This window comes from Allobosea sp. TND4EK4, from assembly GCF_900156025.1.
Lineage (GTDB): Bacteria > Pseudomonadota > Alphaproteobacteria > Rhizobiales > Beijerinckiaceae > Allobosea.
The window spans coordinates 69,003-87,227 of the sequence record NZ_FTMO01000004.1 but is presented as its reverse complement, the minus strand read 5'-3'; the positions used below and the strand labels follow the sequence as shown (position 1 = coordinate 87,227).

The 18,225-nt window shown below is 64.8% G+C and carries 19 protein-coding genes; 6 read left to right on the top strand and 13 right to left on the bottom strand.

What is annotated here, in order from left to right; all coding sequences use genetic code 11:
• Positions 1-68 precede the first annotated feature (68 nt).
• Genes BW981_RS09710 through BW981_RS09690 form a run of 5 tightly spaced genes read right to left on the bottom strand, consistent with a single transcriptional unit; the run spans position 69 to position 3,458 of the window.
• Complete coding sequence (locus tag BW981_RS09710; protein WP_076438557.1) at positions 69-1,910, bottom strand: phage major capsid protein; 1,842 nt, start codon at positions 1,908-1,910, stop codon at positions 69-71.
• Between the two features lie 32 nt (positions 1,911-1,942).
• Positions 1,943-2,143 (bottom strand): hypothetical protein, encoded by a 201-nt coding sequence (locus tag BW981_RS09705; RefSeq protein ID WP_076438555.1) that lies wholly within the window; start codon positions 2,141-2,143, stop codon positions 1,943-1,945.
• Positions 2,143-2,682 (bottom strand): hypothetical protein, encoded by a 540-nt coding sequence (locus BW981_RS09700; protein WP_076438553.1) that lies wholly within the window; start codon positions 2,680-2,682, stop codon positions 2,143-2,145. The genes BW981_RS09705 and BW981_RS09700 overlap by 1 nt, the downstream gene beginning before the upstream one ends.
• 52 nt (positions 2,683-2,734) lie before the next feature.
• Complete coding sequence (locus BW981_RS09695) at positions 2,735-2,953, bottom strand: hypothetical protein (RefSeq protein WP_139333710.1); 219 nt, start codon at positions 2,951-2,953, stop codon at positions 2,735-2,737.
• A 16-nt stretch (positions 2,954-2,969) separates the two neighbouring features.
• Positions 2,970-3,458: a hypothetical protein gene (locus BW981_RS09690; RefSeq protein ID WP_139333709.1), complete on the bottom strand. Its 489-nt coding sequence runs from the start codon at positions 3,456-3,458 to the stop codon at positions 2,970-2,972.
• A gap of 417 nt (positions 3,459-3,875) precedes the next feature.
• On the opposite strand from BW981_RS09690, the gene BW981_RS09680 reads away from it, so the two are divergent.
• Positions 3,876-4,160, top strand: a complete 285-nt coding sequence (locus tag BW981_RS09680; protein WP_175624088.1) for an Arc family DNA-binding protein — start codon at positions 3,876-3,878, stop codon at positions 4,158-4,160.
• A gap of 400 nt (positions 4,161-4,560) precedes the next feature.
• Here BW981_RS09680 and BW981_RS09670 read toward each other — a convergent pair whose 3' ends face one another.
• The 4 genes from BW981_RS09670 to BW981_RS09655 form a co-directional block, all read right to left on the bottom strand.
• Entirely contained in the window at positions 4,561-4,863 is a 303-nt protein-coding gene (locus BW981_RS09670; RefSeq protein WP_139333708.1) for a hypothetical protein, read from the bottom strand.
• A gap of 42 nt (positions 4,864-4,905) precedes the next feature.
• On the bottom strand, positions 4,906-7,203 hold the full coding sequence (locus BW981_RS09665) for a hypothetical protein (RefSeq protein WP_076438540.1): 2,298 nt from the start codon (positions 7,201-7,203) through the stop codon (positions 4,906-4,908).
• Between the two features lie 518 nt (positions 7,204-7,721).
• Positions 7,722-9,050: an AAA family ATPase gene (locus BW981_RS09660; protein WP_244560283.1), complete on the bottom strand. Its 1,329-nt coding sequence runs from the start codon at positions 9,048-9,050 to the stop codon at positions 7,722-7,724.
• Positions 9,051-9,429: 379 nt separating this feature from the next.
• Positions 9,430-11,262, bottom strand: coding sequence for a methyl-accepting chemotaxis protein (locus BW981_RS09655; RefSeq protein ID WP_076438538.1), 1,833 nt, complete (start codon positions 11,260-11,262; stop codon positions 9,430-9,432).
• Positions 11,263-11,603: 341 nt separating this feature from the next.
• On the opposite strand from BW981_RS09655, the gene BW981_RS22540 reads away from it, so the two are divergent.
• From BW981_RS22540 to BW981_RS09645, 3 genes are all read left to right on the top strand, one after another.
• Positions 11,604-11,972 (top strand): hypothetical protein, encoded by a 369-nt coding sequence (locus tag BW981_RS22540; protein WP_210188657.1) that lies wholly within the window; start codon positions 11,604-11,606, stop codon positions 11,970-11,972.
• A gap of 254 nt (positions 11,973-12,226) precedes the next feature.
• Positions 12,227-12,526 (top strand): hypothetical protein, encoded by a 300-nt coding sequence (locus tag BW981_RS09650; protein ID WP_076438536.1) that lies wholly within the window; start codon positions 12,227-12,229, stop codon positions 12,524-12,526.
• 60 nt (positions 12,527-12,586) lie between these two features.
• Positions 12,587-12,928, top strand: a complete 342-nt coding sequence (locus tag BW981_RS09645; protein WP_076438534.1) for a hypothetical protein — start codon at positions 12,587-12,589, stop codon at positions 12,926-12,928.
• Between the two features lie 63 nt (positions 12,929-12,991).
• Here the strand turns inward: BW981_RS09645 and BW981_RS09640 are convergent, their stop codons facing one another.
• Both BW981_RS09640 and BW981_RS09635 read right to left on the bottom strand, forming a co-directional pair.
• Positions 12,992-13,207: a DUF2934 domain-containing protein gene (locus BW981_RS09640; protein ID WP_175624087.1), complete on the bottom strand. Its 216-nt coding sequence runs from the start codon at positions 13,205-13,207 to the stop codon at positions 12,992-12,994.
• 122 nt (positions 13,208-13,329) lie between these two features.
• Positions 13,330-14,346 carry a bile acid:sodium symporter family protein gene (locus BW981_RS09635; RefSeq protein ID WP_175624086.1) on the bottom strand — a complete coding sequence of 339 codons (1,017 nt, stop codon included), beginning with the start codon at positions 14,344-14,346 and terminating at the stop codon, positions 13,330-13,332.
• A gap of 96 nt (positions 14,347-14,442) precedes the next feature.
• Here BW981_RS09635 and BW981_RS09630 point away from each other — a divergent pair, with 96 nt between their 5' ends.
• Entirely contained in the window at positions 14,443-15,333 is an 891-nt protein-coding gene (locus BW981_RS09630; protein ID WP_076438530.1) for a LysR family transcriptional regulator, read from the top strand.
• A gap of 140 nt (positions 15,334-15,473) precedes the next feature.
• Positions 15,474-16,403: a GGDEF domain-containing protein gene (locus tag BW981_RS09625; RefSeq protein WP_076438528.1), complete on the top strand. Its 930-nt coding sequence runs from the start codon at positions 15,474-15,476 to the stop codon at positions 16,401-16,403.
• A 27-nt stretch (positions 16,404-16,430) separates the two neighbouring features.
• On the opposite strand, the gene denD is transcribed toward BW981_RS09625, so the two are convergent.
• Entirely contained in the window at positions 16,431-17,411 is a 981-nt protein-coding gene (gene denD, locus BW981_RS09620) for a D-erythronate dehydrogenase (protein WP_076438526.1), read from the bottom strand.
• Positions 17,412-17,454: 43 nt separating this feature from the next.
• Positions 17,455-18,201: an SDR family oxidoreductase gene (locus BW981_RS09615; protein ID WP_076438524.1), complete on the bottom strand. Its 747-nt coding sequence runs from the start codon at positions 18,199-18,201 to the stop codon at positions 17,455-17,457.
• Between the last annotated feature and the right edge of the window lie 24 nt (positions 18,202-18,225).

The window sequence follows — 18,225 nt, the reverse complement described above, 5'->3', positions numbered from 1 at the left end:
CGTCATGGAGAGAACCGAAGCAGGGCGCGGGTTTGCGGCGGGCGCCACCAGATCGCCCGCCATCCCGGCTAGGCTAGGCCGGGATTCCGATAGGCGCCGCGGAAGTCGACCGCAGCAAAGCCGACGTCGTGTTCGATCTTGGCCTTGACGCCCTGAGTCTCGAATGGCGAGTGCAGCGTCAGCCGGGGTGCGATGTACCCCTCCAGCAGGCTATAGATGAAGGTGGGGACCTTCGTCGGGTCGGCGAAGAGATACCAGGAGTTGTCAGGGATCTCCGGGGTGACCACCTTGGTCAGCGTGCCGGCAAACGGATTGGCCTTGCTGACCTCATTCGGGACGATCGAGGCCAAGAGTCTGTCAGCCGCCAATTCCTGATCAGGTCCGACGACAATGAATTTCGGCTCGGATTGCACGAACAGGCCGTCGAGCGACTTTTGCTTTCGCATCGCCGAGCGCGCCGCGGAAATCATGGTCTCGTTGACGCCGCCGGCGGTGGCGGGCAGAGTGCCGTCGGTCGTGTTGAAGATGGGGCGGTTGGTCGACTGGAGCGTCGGTCCCGCCTTGGCAGCCGAGAGGACAAGCGTCCAGAAAAGGCGCTCCTCAAACGCGATGACACGCTCGCCATAGCTGTTCAGCAGATCGTCGATCGCGCCATAGTCGTCATTGACGAGCATCTGTCGCGTGAAGCCGAGGCCCTTGGCATAGGGCGCGACCATCAGATACTCGCGGCTTTCGGAGAAGGTTCCGAAGGTGATTTCGCCACCTTCCGCCAGCTTGGCCAGGGCCGGCAGGTCACCAGGTCGATAGTGCGGGGCCGGACGGAAATCCGAGAGGTCGCGGCGCCGGCATAGCGTGCGATATGTCGGCTGGGCTGCGGTGTAGCGCTCAGCCATGCGGCCATTCGTGGCCGTTTCGAACATCGCCGGAAAGTCCGACGTTGCATGGAACGCGCGCTTGAGAATGCGCTCGCGCTCGGCGGCCGAATGTCCGATGCGGCCGCGATGGCCGATAACTTCCGCCGCCAGCTCGACCAGCGGAATATCGAAATAGCGTTGCGACGAGGCCGAGCGCGGCGCGCTTTCTCCGGCCATCCGGCGCATCAGCTCCTGCGACATGTCGCGGAGGCGGATGTCCCCCTCGTCGCGGCCGATCGAGACCGAGTAGTCCACGGCACGCGGCACGAGCGGCTGAGTACGAGCGGCCAGCGCGTCCAACGCCGCTGCGCGGAAGGTCTCGACTGGCGTGCCTTCCTCGATCGCGTCATCGATCGCCTGCTGGGGCATCCCGCCCCTGCGGCCGATATTCGTGATATCGCGCACGCGAGAGCGTTCGGCCCGGGTCTGCGGGGCTGTATTGTCGACCGGCGGAACCGTCGGGTTGGCGTTGGTGTGCGAGTCGTCTTCGAGGTCCATGGACCCGGTTCCTTTCAAGGAGCGCACCACAGCGGCCTTGTCGGCGGGGATCGAGACGAGCGAGACCTCGTACAGTTCCCAATCGACGGCGCGGACCGAGTCGGTGCCGGAGGAGGAGTGACGCTGGCTCCAGTCGCGGACGCTGAAGCCGATCGAGAATTGCGACAGCTCGCCGCGCGCAACCTGGCCTTCGGCCTTGCGGCCCTCGTCCGTGTCGGCGAAGCGCAGCAGCGCAATGAGTTGCCCTTTTTTCATCGTAACCTTGACCACGGTTCCGATCGGGCGGTCGGGATTGTGGTTGAGCAGGAAGGCCATGCGACCGCCGTCCGCGCGGCCGAGATCGGCGGCATCGTCCGACATGACGAGAATTTCTTTGACGCCGTAGCGCTCGATCGGCGTGTCTGTCGCGACAACGGCTTCGATCGTGTGAGCATCCGAATCGTAGCTCGACGGAGCGGCGAGGGCGCGCGGGTCAGGCGCCTTGAGGCGCGTCTGCATCCGATCGTGCGAGCGTGAGAGAAGAGCGACAATCACTCGCTTTCCTCCGAAACTTCCTCGCCGAGCGCTTCCTCGATGTCATCGAGCGCGTCGGCGATGTCGTTCATGGCCTCGAAATCGAGGACATAGCGGCCTTGTGCATCGACCTCGGTGGTATCGAAGTCGAGGTGCTCGCGGAGCGTGGCAAGCGCAGCCCTCGGTCCTGCCGAGTTCGATGAAAGACCGCTGCACATCAGGCCTCACCACCGCGCGGGGTGGACAGCTCTGCGATCCAGTCGAGAACCGGCGCGATGCCATCCTCCTGCGCAGCGGCATGAACATCGACCAGGAGCTGGCTGAAATTGACGAGAGACACCGTGGACAGCGCGAAGCCTGCGCCTGCGGCCGGGAGTCGCTCGCCGGAGTGCTCGTGATAGAAGGCAAGATCGTTGATTGGGCCGAAGATGGCGAACGGCTCGTTCATCCCGTGATGAAGAACCTTGCAGAGACCGAAATAGATCGGCTCCGAGCCGGGGACGAAATCGTTGCGGTGCCTCTCCAGCATCGCCGAGTAGCCATTGACGACGGTGGTGCTTGCTTCCCCCTGGTCGATGGAGTTTTGCGCGAGCGCAACGGCCAGGCGGGTCATGAGCGCCTCGTTGACGCCATATCCGTTGTAGCCTTCGCGCTCCGCGCTCGCGCCTTGCACAGTCGGCGTCAGGTTGTTGCGAGCGAGGTATTTCAGTTTGGCGTCGCTGAGGCCGGTGATCTTGAGATGCTGCCTACGGTTCATCGAACCCTCCTAAGTGGAATTGGATCACTTATGGATCAGAAAAATTTCCCCGTCAAGAAATTGGATCGCTGAAGGATCTATTTCTGGCAGCCTCGATGATCGCGCGCGCCCGCTCGATCGGGTCGGGGCGCTGAACAAGCGCGTCGCGGCCGGCGATCAACTTTTCCAGAATGGGTGAGAAGCGCGCGCCGTGGGCGACGACGCATTCCGCCAGGTAGAGGATTGCGTCGTCATAATCTTTCACGGTCAGAGGGGTGTGCGGGCCTGGCATAGGGCACTCCATCGAATTATCGGTCGACGGCTTCCGTTTCGCCCACACTCCGGCCTTCCGGGAAAAGCTCGGCGACCGTCTCGAATGGGTTGCGCCAGCAGCACCGGTAAAGTTCGGCAAGATCGGCGATTCCGTCACGGGCCGGATCGAGGCCGGCGGCGTCGACCATGACGCGGATCGCTGACCCTAGCAGCCGCGAGATTGCGCGATCATCCTCCGGTCGGCGGTCCGTGAATATTTCCGAGACCGAATGGAGCTTCATCGCTGCCGCGAGCTGCACGGTGGCGCCCGCCAACGACTGAGCGGGAAAGGCAGCCAGCGCTCCGATCAGCGTGTCGTCGCGATCGTAAAGATGCTCGGCGGCCCGGGTCATGTAGGCGTCGCCGGGCGATTCGCGCTCCCTAAGCGACTGTTCCTCAGCCTCGACGCGCGCCATCTCGGTGCGAAGGCGGGCAATCTGCCGGCCGATCGAGAGATGGAAGTCAGTTGTGGCCTCTTCGGGCAAGCCGGGAGCGGCTGCCGCAACGCGTGCGCTGTGCATTAGAAGTCTCCGAACGGGAATGAGATAACGGCCGCGATGGCGACGAACGCGACTAGTCGCGACTGAACTGCGTGATTGAGTTGCCGGCAGTGACGCTCGATGGCGGAAGTGACGAGGTGACCTCGCCAGCCAGCGCGGCTTCGAGGTGGACTATCAACTCCGCGTTCATCGAACGACGGTTGGCCCGTGCTGCCGCCGCGAGGCGATCTCTCAGGCCTTCGGGAAGGCGGACCATGAATTTATCCAATTGAGCGCTCGGAGCCACGTTGCTGCCCTCTAGTGTCACGGTGACTTATAATGTCACCGTGACGTATCTTCGTCAATCAGAAAAGTCACGGTGACATCATTTTCAAGGTGTCACCGTGATAGTATGGAATGCCAATGAGCGAGAAGCAGGTCCGAGAGCACGATAAAGTCATGTTGCGCCTGCCAGACGGCGTGCGCGAGATGCTGAAGCTCCAAGCCGATCACAACAAGCGCAGCATGAATGCAGAGATCGTAGCGCGGCTGCTGGAAAGCCTCGAGCCTTGGAAACCGGGCGATCAGCCCTTGGTCTACAAGGAATCCAAGCACGAATTCCCGGCCGAAAGCTACGATGTAGACGTACTGCTCAATCGTCTCGATCAGATCGCGCAGAAGATCTCCAAGGGCAGGGCAAAAAAGTAGCGGCGAGTCATTATGGCAATAGAAACCGTGCTGCCAGACAGGACCGCCCTCGCCGCCGATACGCCGATCCGGATTGCCGTTGCCGCTGCATTGGCCTTTCCCGACGGGTCGATGAAAGCGGGTGGTCTTCGGCGCGAACGCGATGCAGGTCGCTTGGAAACCTGGATCACGGCAGGGAAAGAATACACCTCGCTCGCTGCTATCGATGAGATGACCCGCAGATGCCGAGAGGAACGAAGGGCGCGGTCTCTACAGCCGTCTATCTCTCCGGCTCGCACACCTCATCAATCCGCCTCGGAAGAGCAGCAGAGCCAGATTGCCCTAGCGGCGGCACTGGCCCGCTGCGAAACGCGCTCGCCTAAGAAATTGTCGCACGAAGAGTGACACCCTCTTACTGGCGTTACTGCCGGGATTTCCCCGTAAGGGTCAAAATATCGTCCGCCATCCCGCGCATAGCGCGCAGCATGTTGAGAAAGTCGGCTTCCTCGTCACCCGTCGGGGTGATCGTCGAGGCGACGAGCCCACGCTCCTCGCACCAGCCGCCGATCCCAGAGAGGAAATCCTGCATGGCGGCGAAGGAGCCCTCATAGGCAATGTGCCGGGCCTCCTCCATCTCCTCGCACAGCTCCTGCATCTCCCGCTGCAAGGCCTCGACATCCAACCTGGTTACCGGGACGATGTGATCTTCGTCGTCAAGCTTCATGGTCATATTGCTCTCCTTCTGACGGGTTCGCAGGACCGCGCGTCAGCGCGGCCCCATCTGGCGACCGGTTTCGGGAGCTGCGGCCTCCGTCATGGAGCGCCCCGTCGAGCCCGGGCCACTTGCGTCGACAGCGATGTGGCCGACTTGGGAGAGCACGGCTTTCACAATCTTGACGATGAAATCCGGAGTGGGTTCAACAGTCACATTGACGCCGACCAGCGCCTGACCTTCCAGCTTCGCCGTGACCTGGTCGGGCTTCACCACGGGCTCGACCGCTGTTTCGGAGCGCCGCTGCAAGTCCATCATCGCTCGGCCGCGGGCGGCCTCCGGATCGCGTCGGAAAGCATCCTGGGCCAGCCTCGACCGCTCGAATACATCCGGCCCGACTTTGAAATAGGTCTCAGCACGGTTCTTCATCCGCTCGTCACTTTCGAGCGCCTTCTGGATGAGGAGCGGGACGGCTAGGCCACCCGCGACGGCGCCGCCACCAACGCCGACCGCCATGCTGCCCAACCGCAACAAGACGCCCGCTCCCTGCGTGAGATAGGTCGCCAGGGCTCCACCGGCAATCGCGCCGCCAGCGACGCCGGCGCCGGTGGCTGTCTTGTTCCCGCGCGCGGCCTCGGCTGCGCTGTTGAGGTTCTCGGCTGCCGCGTCCGCAGCCTTCTTCAACGGCTCGATGGCTGGATCGCTGATGGCCGCGCCGACATTCTTCAGACTGCCCTTGACCCGATTCACAGCGAGATAGGGATCATCCTTCAGCGCCTGGTCGACACCGGGGAGGCCTTTCGCCTTCTCGACAGTGGCCCGGTCCTTCTCCAGACGAGCCATCTGCGTCATCATCAGGTTGATGATGTATTCCGCATTGCGATCGCTAAAGAAGGTCGAGATAATGGCGGACCGCTCCTCAGGCTTCACGCCTTTTTCGTCCATGGCGGGGATCGCGAAATCCCTAACCCACTCCAGCGGGTTCTTTTCGGCAATCTTCCAGCCCTTGACGGCATCCTGCCGGACGCCCTTCACGTCTTCATCTTTGGTGGCGATTACGCCGGCCGGGTCGATAAGGCCGTACTCCGTCATCGCTTCAGCCGCGCGCTTCTTCATCTTGCCGCCGACCAAGGCCTGGCGCAGCGTCATCAGCGCCGTACCGAGGCGATCGCCGCCAAGTTCCGGCAGCATGGTCGGCATAACCGACTTGAGAAAATCGAAGCTGGCGGCCGATCCGGCCGATTTACTGCTTTTCGCGAAGTTGAGGATTTCCTCGCCGCGCAGCGCGGAGCCGTGGACCTGCACCATCTGCGTCATGAAATCCGCGTACTCACGCAGTTTTTTCGGTTCCGACGAATAGCCGAGGATCTCGCCGGCCTTGATCAGCATGCCAAGCTGGTAGCCGTGCTCCCCCTCGCTAGCTTGAGGCGATTTCTGCCGCATGGCCGTCAACACCTTGAAGAAGTCCGGTACGTTCTGCAGCGTCTGCTGGAGATCTCCACCGAAGGTCGGGCGGGCCTCGCGGATGATGTTCATCGCCGTGGCGGGCGCGACGCCATATTGCGCGGCGAAGCGGTTGGCGCGGTGTTCCAGCGTCTCGATCTCTTTGTCGGTCCAGCCGGCCTGACGTGCCTGAGAACGCTCGGTGTCGACGTTCATGCCGGAGAGCATGGTATCCTGCACCGTTTGCCAGATACCGACGCCAGCGACAGCCTCAGGAAGCCCGACCGGATGCCGCGGGGCCGGTGGGTGCGACATGATTGGCGATGCACCGGGAAGTTTCGTGAGCGGTGTACGGAAATTCGAGACCACACGCGCCTGCTGCCTCAGCGCGCGCGTCGTGGCCGTGATCTTCTCTCGAATCTCGGCCTGCTGGCGCCCCAGGCCGACAAGCGGCATCCCGAGGTCGCTAACTGCCCGCTTGGCTGCGATCGCAGCGCGGCTGCTATCGCTGAAAGCGGCGCTGGCGTTGCGAACCTGCCGCTGTGCCGCCTCGTAGTCGCGCGCAAGGCGCCGGCTGGGCTCGCCAGCGGCGTTCATTTCCCGGCCAAGGGAGCGGACGTTGGCTTCGGCATCCCGAAAGGCGGTGCGCGTCTCGGCCATGCGCTTCATCGATCGTGTCAGATTATCGATGGCCTGATCCTTCCGGCCAAGCTGATCGAGATGCGTGGATGTCGCTTTCGTGAACTCACCAAACTTCCGGCTCATCTCGGAGAGCTGACGAATGTTGGCGCGGGAAACGACCTGCGCGGCCTTGCTGGTCGCCTCAAGATTCTTCGCGACCGAGGCAAATGCCTGGCCTGTGGCGTCCTTTGCGGTGATGAGGGCTTGGGCCTCAATAATCTTGACCATGGTTCAGCTCCTGAGTGCTGGGCATGAGTTCGCGATCGCGCGCCAGGTGGCTCGCGGCGAATTTCGACAAAGCAGAAGGGTCGGTGGAAGGCTGGTGCGCCCATAAGTTGCAGGGGCGAGACCGGGCCTTGATCGTTGCGCAAAGCGTTGCGTTGCACCGAAATCGTTGCACCCAATTTCGATCCGGCCACTAGCAAAAAGCCGGGCCATTTCCATTGCGCAGGGGGGGTACCCTTGGGGAAGGACCCGCGAGGCCCGAGGCGCAATCCGTTTCCGCACTCGGCTTGATCGGGAAGGACGGCCTCGGGGTCCTGCTTCGGGGCGTTCAAGTGACCGAGCCGGGCAGGCCAGGCGCCCCGCCACACCCACTGCCTCGGGTGCCACACCCGCCGACCGCTCCTGCCCCACCCTTACGCCCCCCCTAAAGGGGGGGCTATAGGGAGGTGGGGCAAGCCCGGTTTGCCCCGCCGCCACACCATGCAGTGCCACACCTTTCAAGGTGTGGCAGATCGACCTCGTCATGGCACTTCTCCCGGTACGACAAACTCCCGCGTCATGCGTTTCGCGTCCTGACGCTTGACGACCTTCAGCCAGCCCTCGGCCACCCATTTCTTGACGAGCAGCTTCATGGCGATGCGCACGGAAGCATCTTCGGCGTCCAAGCCGAGGGCCTCGGCGATGACCAGGCCGACCCAGGTCTTCGCCTGCTGATCGTGACGCCACTCACCCTGCGAGATGCGCCCGAGGGCTGCGCGAACGTCGTCGACTGTGACGTCCTCGTTCGGGTCGGGCCACTTCCAGCCCGTCACGACGCCAACGTCGTCGCCGGGGATATCCGGCGTTGCGTTCCCGAGCTGGACCGAGATGAGCTTCAACCAGCGCGCACCTTCCGCCGGCGGGGCGAGGTTCGCCTTCACGTCGTCTATGCGCACATGCGAACGGGCCTGCTCGACCTTTGCCTTTTCCGCATCATCCTTGGACATCTGGTTCAGCGTCCGGGCAGACCGGACCGCGGCAAGCAAGGCGCTGGCCCCGCGGGCGTCGTCAGCCGTCACGTCACCGCTGCCGCCGATCGCCAGCTTGCGGGCGTGATGGACGAACTCGACGGCGCAGCCCGTCTCGTCCGCGATCTGCGCCCATCGTTTGCAAACCGCGGCAATCTGACCGTTGTCGTTCTCGGAAACCTCGTGGCTCGACACGAACGGGTCGATGATGACCACATCGATGCCGTTTTCACGGATAGTCTCGACCAGGTCCCGCTGGACGTCATCGCGCAGAATGATTCCGCGAGGGCTTGCGCGAGCGATGCTGATCTCGGTCTGGCGTCCAGTGTCGATGAAAAGCCGACCGTCGAGACATGCGGGGTCGATGAGGTAGTATATGCAGGCCGCAGCGATGCGGCGCTCGATCTCGTCGCGAGGATCTTCGCCGTTCCAATACCAGACGGTTAGAGGTTTCGGCGGCTCGATACCGAGCAGCGGCTTTCCGCTCACCATGGCCAGCGCTTCCGTCAGCCCAAGTGCAGACTTTCCTACGCCACCCGGCGCGATGGTCGCGGAGAGGTATTTCCGCACGTAGTGGCGGCCATAGAGAAACTCGCGCGGCGGGATCGAGCTCGGGCGTTGCCAGACGAATGGAGTCGCGGTGATCGGCTTCCGTCGACGTTCTTCCTCATCTCGATCGGCCGGCGGGAACCCCTCTGGACCGTCGCGCCGACGGCTCATGATTGCGCGCAGGCTCTCAGCGGAGAGCGGGTCCTGATAGTTGGCAGCGGTCAGTGCGCTCTCAACCAGGTTAGCAATTCTGGTGTGCGGATCGGCTGTTATTGCGTCGTCATCGGGGGGCATGAAGCCCTCCGCTGAAATCGACCGCCTTCAACAGCAGTTCAATCGCAAAGCTCATTCTGTTCTCCTCTTGATCGCCTTGCGTTCGGAAGGCGGAAGGGAGGAAACACCCGTTATTTCAACAGCTTTAGGGCTTGGAACCTCGTTGACATCGTAGGGGTCACAGGTTCGATCCCTGTCGCGCCCACCATTTTAAAAGCCCCGGAAGCCGCCAAGCAGCGGTTTCCGGGGCTTTTTGATTCGCCGCCACTTTCTTGTGTTCGGTCCGAAGGTCACGCCTGCTGCGGAAGCGCCGCTGGCGGCCCTAAGGCCGCCAGCGCCTTGGCGTCGAGGCGCGCAAGAGGCCGCCGCTCGATGCCCGGGGCGCCGAGCCCCGCATCTCTCAGAACTCTTCCCAGCCGGCCGAGGACCCGCCTGCCGCCTTCCTGTGCGCGGCGGGCTGAGCCGCGCCACGGACGGCAGGCTTCGCGATGCTTTCCGCCATGCGCGCCGCCACCTCCCGCAGCTCGGCTGTCGGCGCCGGGACGCCGGAGGTCGCAGCTCCCGGAACGCTGAAGCCGGCCACGAGCTGCTGGAGCGCGTCGGTTGCCTTCTGCAGCTCGTTCGCCACCGAGGCGCTCTGGTCGGCCATGGACGAGTTGCGCTGTGTCATCTCGTCCATATGGGCGACGACCTTCGCGACCTCCTCGATGCCGTTGGCCTGCTCCCGCGAGGCGCTCTTGATCTCGTCCAGGGCCGCGGAGACGCTGACGGACGAGGTCACGATCTCCGACAGGGCGGCACCGGCCTGCTGGACCAGCTTGACCCCGCCGGCGACCTGGTCGCTCGAATTGGTGATCAGCTTCTTGATGTCGTTGGCCGCGTCGCTCGAGCGCTGCGCCAGCGTGCGCACCTCCGAGGCCACCACCGCAAAGCCCTTGCCGGCATCGCCGGCCCGCGCCGCCTCAACCGCCGCGTTCAGCGCCAGCAGGTTGGTCTGGAAGGCGATGTCGTCGATCACCCGGATGATCTCGCCGATATCGCCCGACGCCTTCTCGATGCGCTCCATCGCCGTGACCGCATCGCCGACGATCGTGCCGCCGCGGTTGGCGACGCCGCTGGCCGTCGCGCCCAGATCGGCCGCCTCGCAGGCTCGCTCGAAGCTCTGCTTGACGGACGCCGCGAGTTCCTCGGTCGTCGCGGCCGTTTCCTCGAGCGAAGCCGCCTGCTCCTCGGTGCGCTGCGCGAGATCCTTGCTGTCGGCGCCGATCCGGCGCGAACCGACGGTGATCCGCTCCGAGACTTCGCCGACGGCCTGCACCACATTGGAGAACGAATCGAGCAGTTCGTTGACGCCGATGCACAACTCCCGGATTTCGCCGACCTTGCCGTCGAGTGGAATCCGCTCCGTGAGGTTCTTCGCCTGCGTCGCGCGGATCACGGCCCGCATCTGCCCGACCGCGTTCTCAAGGGCCGCTGCGGCTTGCTTGGTCGCGGTGATGTCGGTGGCATATTTCACCACCTTGAACGCCTTGCCGAACGGATCGAGGATCGGGTTGTAGCTCGCCTGGATCCAGACCTCTCGCCCGCCCTTGCCGATGCGCAGATACTGGTTCTCGTCATATTCGCCGCGCCCGAGCTTCTTCCAGAACGCGCTGTAGGCCTCCGTGCCGCGTTCGGAAGGCTGCACGAACATCGAATGATGCCGGCCCTTGATCTCGGCCAGCGTGTAGCCCAGCGCGTTCAGGAAGTTCTCGTTGGCGTCGAGCACCGTGCCGGAGAGGTCGAACTCGATCACGGCCTGCGACTTGCGGATTGCGGCGAGCTGGCCCTGCGCGTTCGCCATCGCCTCCTTGATGGCGGTGATATCGGAGGCGTATTTGATCACCTTGAACGGACGCTTGCCATCCGTCCCGCAGATCGGCGTGTACGTGGCCTGCAGCCAGATGCGCTTGCCCCCCTTGCCGATGCGGGGGAACTCGGCCTGGAATGCCTTGCCGGACTTGAGCTCCTGCCAGAAGGTCCGATAGGCCTCCGTTCCGCGCTCCTCCGGCGGAACGAAGATCCCATGATGCTGTCCGACGACCTCGGAGCGCTCATAGCCGACGGTCTTCAGGAACAGGTCGTTGGCTTCAAGGATCTTTCCGTCGAGGTCGAATTCGATCACCGCCTGCCAACGGCGGATCGATGCCGCTTCTGCGACGGCCTGGCTGCTGGAGCGCTTGAAGAACATCATTTCTGGGATCCCGCCCTGGACTTCCTATCGTTACGTCAACACGGTTGATGATCTCAGTTACCAAAGCGTTATGGCGCAGCAGCCGAGAATGAATATTGTCAAGGCCGGGCTCCTCGACCGGCGTTTTTTTGATCCAGAGCAACCCGAACGAGACTGGTCGCCGCCAAAGACACCGAAGGGGCCAATCCGGTGGCCGCTGATCAGCCGTCCCTTGGCCGATCTCGGGCCCGAAAGCCCGCACCCTTGCAATGGGCGGAACCTTTCGACCCGTCGGAGGTTCGTTCACACGCCATTTATGCGCCGCATGCCCAGCTTGAGGCATCGCAATCTGGGACATGATGATGAAACGATTTGCCGTTCTTGCCCTTCTCGGCGCACTCGGACTGGCTGGCGCTGCCCTGCCAGCGAGCGCCGGAGAAGCGCTGCCCGCCGCCCTCGCTCATAGGCTCGACGCCACACCGGCGGAGTTCACCGCCAGCGCTGCCAAAATGCGCCGCATGCAGATCATCCAGGATACGATGAACCGCCAGCGCTACGACCGGCGCGGACGCGGTTACGGTCGCGCTTACGGCCCGGGTCCGCGTTACGGCCGGGCCTATGGCCCTCGCCCCGGCTATTACGGTCGCCCCGGATATTACGGTCGCCCCGGATATTCCGGACGCGGCGGTCATCCCGGCACCGGTTACCCGCCGGGCTATTACGGCCGGTGACAGCCGGGACAGCGAGGGGAGTTTAGCAGCCCCTCGCAGTCCTCGGGAACACGTATTTTTTAGTAGAGTGATATACAGTATTGTAAAAGAATGATATTCTGACGATCTCTGCGGCGTTATTTGCATAACTTGAAAATAGATAAATTTGACGCAACGGAAGTTATTCTGAATTTATCGTGAAAATAACGTTCTTGCGACGTTCATTTTTCCCACCTAAACTGGGGAAATTCGTTCCAATGACCGGAGGATATACCATGGAAAGACGCAATTTTCTTCTCGGCTTGTTCGCGCTGACGGCGGGTTCGGCGGCTGTCGCGATCGCCGGCAAGGCGGAGGCTGCGCCTGTTGCTTCGGCCGCCACGCTTCCGGCTGCTGCACCTGACATCGCGCGCGGAACCGCTCTGCCCGACGGGACGCCGATCGAGAAGGCCCAGTACTACCGTGGCCGGCCTTATCGCGGTCGTCGCCGGCCCCGCCGGCAGCGCCAGGTCTGCCGCGTGGCCCGCAACCGCTTCGGCCGCCCCGTTCGCGTCTGCCGCACGGTCTGGTATTGATCGATTGGGGAGGGGCTCCACGGCTCCTCCCCGGTCCCGTTCTGAAGAAGTCGGTTCGCCTTGGCGGTGCCGGCTTTTTCGCTGTCGAGCTCAAGGAAGAAGGTGCGCGAGATGATCAGGATGTCGATGGCCGCGGCCGCCATGGCGATGCTGATGGCGGGCTGCGTATCAAGCCGGCCGCAGCCGCAGCCCGTGTCGGTCGCTCCCGCGGCCGGCGTGGCGAAGCAGATCCTGCGCGACGGCGGGCAGCTCGTGCTGCCGGACGGCACACGCGTAACGCCGGACACGACCGGCGGCTTTTTGCTGCCCAATGGCGACTACGTCCGGCGCGAGCGTGGAGCACTGGTCCTGCCCACCGGGGCCCGTTGTGCGCCGAGCGCCGCAGGCTACATCTGCCCCTGAGGCTCGCGTCCTGAAGACGACGGCTGCGCCTGCGACATCGCGGGTGCAGCCGTCTTCGGACCGCTACCTCATTTCGCGGTCGGCCCTGCCGGAGCTTGCGGCCTGCTGTGCCATGTCCGCTTCCTCATCCGGGAGGGTGCGGTCATGACTGCGGAAGGCCCAGATCTCCTTGGCGGCCTCCCAGTGCTCGCGGTCACGCCCCTCCGGCTGGCCCGCCTGCATCCAGATCCCATAGGCGATCCTGCGGATCTCGCGCTGGGACTTCTCGTCCGTGCTCATGATCTCCTCCATCGCAGCCCATCGGCTTGATCGGAGCGCGCCTGCCCAGATCGTATGGGCCTTGAGGACTCAACCGGGTCGCTTCGGCTGGGTTCCGATCAGGAGGCCGCAACCCTCCGGCCCTACGCCTTGGCCGGTTCGGCCACGGCCTCCGCCGGCAGCAAAGCAGCCTGCGGGCGGCGTGCGTAACGCTGCGCCAGCGTCGCGCACGCGAAGAGCTGGGCCTGATGGAACAGCATGAGCGGCAACACGATCAGGCCGAGCGCCTGTCCGGGAAACAGGATGTTCGCCATCGGGATGCCACTCGCCATGCTCTTCTTCGAGCCGCAGAAGACGATCGCGATCTCGTCCTCCTTGGAGAAGCCAAGGCGGCGGCTGAGCACCGTCGTCGCCACCAGCACCGAGGTCAGCAGCACGACGTCGAGCAGGATGACCAGCCCGAGATCGCGCGCCGTCACCTGGGACCAGATCCCCGCCACCATGCCTTCGCTGAAGGCGGCATAGACCACGAGCAGGATCGAGCCGCGATCCACCAGCGACATCACCGCCTTGTGGCGCAGCAGGAAGGCCCCGATCAGAGGCCGCAGCAACTGTCCTGCCACGAAGGGCAGCAGCAACTGGATGGCGATGTCCTCGACCGCCTTGGTGCTGAACCCGGCGCCCTTGCCATCGAGCAGCAGCATGACGAGCAGCGGCGTCACCACCATGCCGAACAGGTTCGACACCGAGGCACTGCAGAGCGCCGCCGGCACATTGCCGCGCGCGATCGAGGTGAAGGCGATCGAGGACTGCACGGTCGAGGGCAGCACGCAGACGAACATCACGCCGAGGGCCAGCTCCGGCGCGAGCCAGGGCCCGCAGGCCTTGGTCAAGGCGAGGCCCAGCAGCGGAAACAGGACATAGGTGCTGGCGAAGACGAGCGACTGCAGCCGCCAGTGCAGCAGCCCCTCCCAGACCGCCTTCGGCGAGAGCCGCGCGCCATACAGGAAGAACAGCAGCGCCACCGCCACCGAAACGGCATCGCCGGCGATGGTGGCACCCACGCCGCGCGCGGGCAGGATCGCGGCCACGATGACCGTGCCGATCAGAGCGAGAAGATAGGGGTCGATGCCGAAGCGGGCGAGCGTGCGGCGGAGCATGATGGGTCCTGTCGGCTGAGCACCCGCTTCTAGCAGCTCTCGCTGACATCGTGATCCGTGCTGGACATGATATGGCTCATCACAGATCATGATGACATGAGCCCTGAAGCCAAGCCGCTCGACCCCACCCTTCTGCGCAGTTTCCTCGAGGTCTGCGAGACGCGCAGCTTCACCGAGGCGGCGCGCCGCCTAGGCCTGCGGCAATCGGCGGTCAGCCAGCATGTCGCGCGTCTCGAGCGGCGCGTCGGGCGCCGATTGCTGGCGCGCGATACCCATGGCGTGCGCCCGACGCCCGATGGCGACGCGATCCAGCCCTTCGCGCGCCAGATGCTGGAAGCCGGCAGCCGAATCGAGAACTTTCTGAAAGGCTCGACCCTGCGCGGGCGCCTGCGCCTCGGTGTCTCCGAGGACTTCGCCTTCACGGCGTTGCCGGACATCCTCGCCGAATTCGCCATGCAGCACCATGCCGTCGACATCGAGCTGACGGTCGGCCTCAGCGGGCGCCTCTACGAGCAATACGACGCGGGCGAGCTCGACCTGATTTTCGCGAAGCGCCGGGCCGGGGACCAGCGCGGCGCGGTCGCCTGGGAGGAGAAGCTGGTCTGGGTCGGCCGGCCGGGCTCGCGGGTCGCGGATGCCGATGTCCTGCCGCTGGTGCTCTATCCACCGCCGAGCATCACCCGCATTCATGCGCTGGAGACGCTGGAGCGGGCCGGCCGGCCCTGGCGCGTCGCCTGCACCAGCGGCAGCCTCGCGGGCCTGCGCGCCGCGACCGTCGCCGGACTCGGCGTCACCGCCCATTCCGCGCGGCTCATTCCCCAGGGGCTCGCGGAGGTCGAGGCGCGGTCGCCCCTGCCGGAGCTCGGGACGATCGCCTTCGTGGTGATCGGCGGGGACAGTCACCGGGAAGCGCCGCGCGCGCTCGCCCGGACCATCCTGTCGGCGACCAGCCGGCTCCTGCCTTCAAGGTCCGCGACCGTACGCTGAGAGAATGTCGCACGAGCCTAACGCTCTGAGATTGAAGCCCTTAAACCGGGCCCATTCATTTCGCTCAAATGCAAGTCGTTTCGCTTACCCGGCATGCGTCCGGCATTGCTACCCCGACGCCTCATCGAACGGGGTGGTCCATGCCTTTCAGTCTCGCGAAGACAATCGGTCTGACGAAGGTCGGCACTGTGTTCAGGACGTCCCTGCTGGCGCGCGCCTTCGCAGGTGGCTTTGTCGCGACCCACATCCCGATCATCGCCTTGATGGCCTATGTCGCGACGGGTGCGGACGTCAACGCCGGTGCCGTGCTGCTCGTCGCCTTGTTGGCCACGGTGCTCGGCACGGGGATCGCCTTCCTCGTGATGCACCACCTTGTCGCGCCGATCGGCTTCCTGGCGAAGGATCTGCGGCGCTACCGCCAGGAGGGCACGCTGCCGGCCCTCACCAAGACGCGGGCCGACGATATCGGGCGGCTGACCGACGAGATCCGCGACCTGATCGGCGCGCTCGAAGACCGCATGGCGCGGCTGCGCCGCCAGGCCTTTTCCGACTCTTTGACCGGGCTCGGCAACCGCCGCTGGCTCTCCGAGAACGCCGCAACCGAAATCGCGCGGGCCAAGCGCGACCGCAGGCCGCTCTCGGTCATCGCTTTCGACCTCGATCACTTCAAGCGCGTCAACGACGAGTACGGCCATGAGACGGGCGACGAGGTCCTCATCGCGGTCGCCGAAGCCGCCAAGCCCGTGCTGCGTCCCTACGACCTGCTGGCCCGGATCGGCGGCGAGGAATTCTGCGCCGTCCTGCCGGCGACCGACCAGCGCGGGGCCCACCTCATCGCGGAGCGGCTGAGGAGCGAGATCGCGGCGATCGCGCTCGCCAGCCTCGCCGGCCATCGCATCACCGCGAGCTTCGGCGTGCACGAAGCCCAGCTGCAGACGCAGCGCTTCAGGGACATGCTGCGGCAGGCCGATCAGCGCCTCTACGAGGCCAAGCGCGCCGGCCGCAACCGCGTGCACCCGGATCGCTCCGCCACCCATGCCCTCCTGGCGGGCTCGCCCGTCAGGAGTTGAGCCATCGCGGCGGAAGCGACCGCCGCGTCATTTCACGAAGGTGCCGTGCAGCTCGTCCTCGATATGCACGCGGATGATCTCCTCGAAGCTGCTCTCGGCCTTGAAACCCAGCGCCAGCGCCCGCTGCGGATCGAAGTTGCGGGGCCATCCGGCAACGATCCCGTCGATGACCGGGTCGGTCTCGCGGCGGATCCGCTTGACGACATTTTCGCCCGCGACCTTGCGCAGCGTCTCGATCTGCTCGGCCACGGTGCAGGAATAGCCCGGCATCGTCAGCGCACGGCGCGGGCCGATGGCGGCGGTGTCCATCGTCGCCGCGTGGAACAGGAAGCCGACAGCCGAGCGAGGGCTGGCATGCCAGTGCCGCACCTGGTCGGAAACCGGCAGAACCGCCTCCTCCCCGTTCAGCGGCTCGCGGATGATGTTGGAGAAGAAGCCGGAAGCCGCCTTGTTGGGCTTGCCCGGCCGCACGCAGATCGTCGGCAGGCGGATCGCGACCCCGTCGAAGAAGCCGCGGCGGCTGTAGTCGCAGAGCAGCAGCTCACCGATCGCCTTCTGGGTGCCATAGCTCGTCAGCGGCGTGGTGAAGAACTCGTCCTCGATCTTGTCGTGGAACGGGGCGCCGAACACCGCCACCGAGGAGGTGAACACCAGCCGCGGCGTATAGCCTTCCGTCAGCCGGATCGCCTCGAACAGCGCGCGCGTGCCGTCGAGATTGATGCGATAGCCCTTCTCGAATTCCGCCTCCGCCTCGCCGGAGACGATGGCGGCCAGATGCACGATCACCTCCGGCCGCGTCGCGATCAGCTTCTCCGGCTCGCCCGCCAGCGACAGGTCGGAGACCACCGCCTCGAAGTCGAAGGGCGCGGCCGGCGGGGCCGCGGCGGGCACCACGTCCTGCGCCGTGACCCGCGTGACCGCCTTGCCGCCGAGCGCGCCTTCGCGCGCGAGCCGCTCGATGAATTTGCGCCCGACCATGCCGGCGCCGCCAAGGACGAGAATATGCATCGCTGACCTCCCTTCGACTGTTGTTATTGGAAGTTGACCGCGCTCAGAGCGCGAAGCCGCCATCGGCGAGGTGGATCTGGCCGGTGGTGTAGCTCGCCTCGTCCGAGGCCAGATACACCGCGAGCCAGGCGATCTCCTGCGCCGTGCCGAGCCGGCCCATCGCCTGCCGGTCGATGAAGGCCTGCCGCGCCGCCGCCTCGCTGACATTCTGCAGCTTGGCGAGGTCCTTGATGCGCTGGTCGAGCGAGGGCGACTGGATCGTGCCGGGGCAGATCGCGTTGGACCGGATGCCCTTCTTGATGAAGTCGGCGGCCACGGATTTGGTCAGGCCGATCACCGCCGCCTTGGTCGTGCCATAGGCGTAGCGGTTCGGGATGCCGCGCACCGAGCCGGCACCCGAGGCGATGTTGACGATCGAGCCCTTGCCCTGCTCCAACATGCCGGGGAGGAACGCCTGGATCGTCCGGTGCATCGAAACGACGTTCAGATCCCAGGAGAAGTTCATCGCCTTCTCGTCGGTATCGAGGGCCGTGCCGTGATGCACGAAGCCGGCGGCATTCACCAGGATGTCGATCGCGCCGACCTTCTCGGCGAAGGCGTTGACGGCCTTGGTCGACAGCACGTCGAGCTTGCGCTTCTTCGCCTTCGGAATGCCCTCCAGCAGCGCGACATCCTTGTCGGTCGCCCAGACGGTCGCGCCTTCCGCGACGAAGGCCTCCGCGATCGCCCGACCGATGCCCTGGCCGGCGGCGGTGACGACCGCGACCTTGCCCTTCAAACGTCCTGCCATGCCCGTTTCCTCGTGTTGATCCAG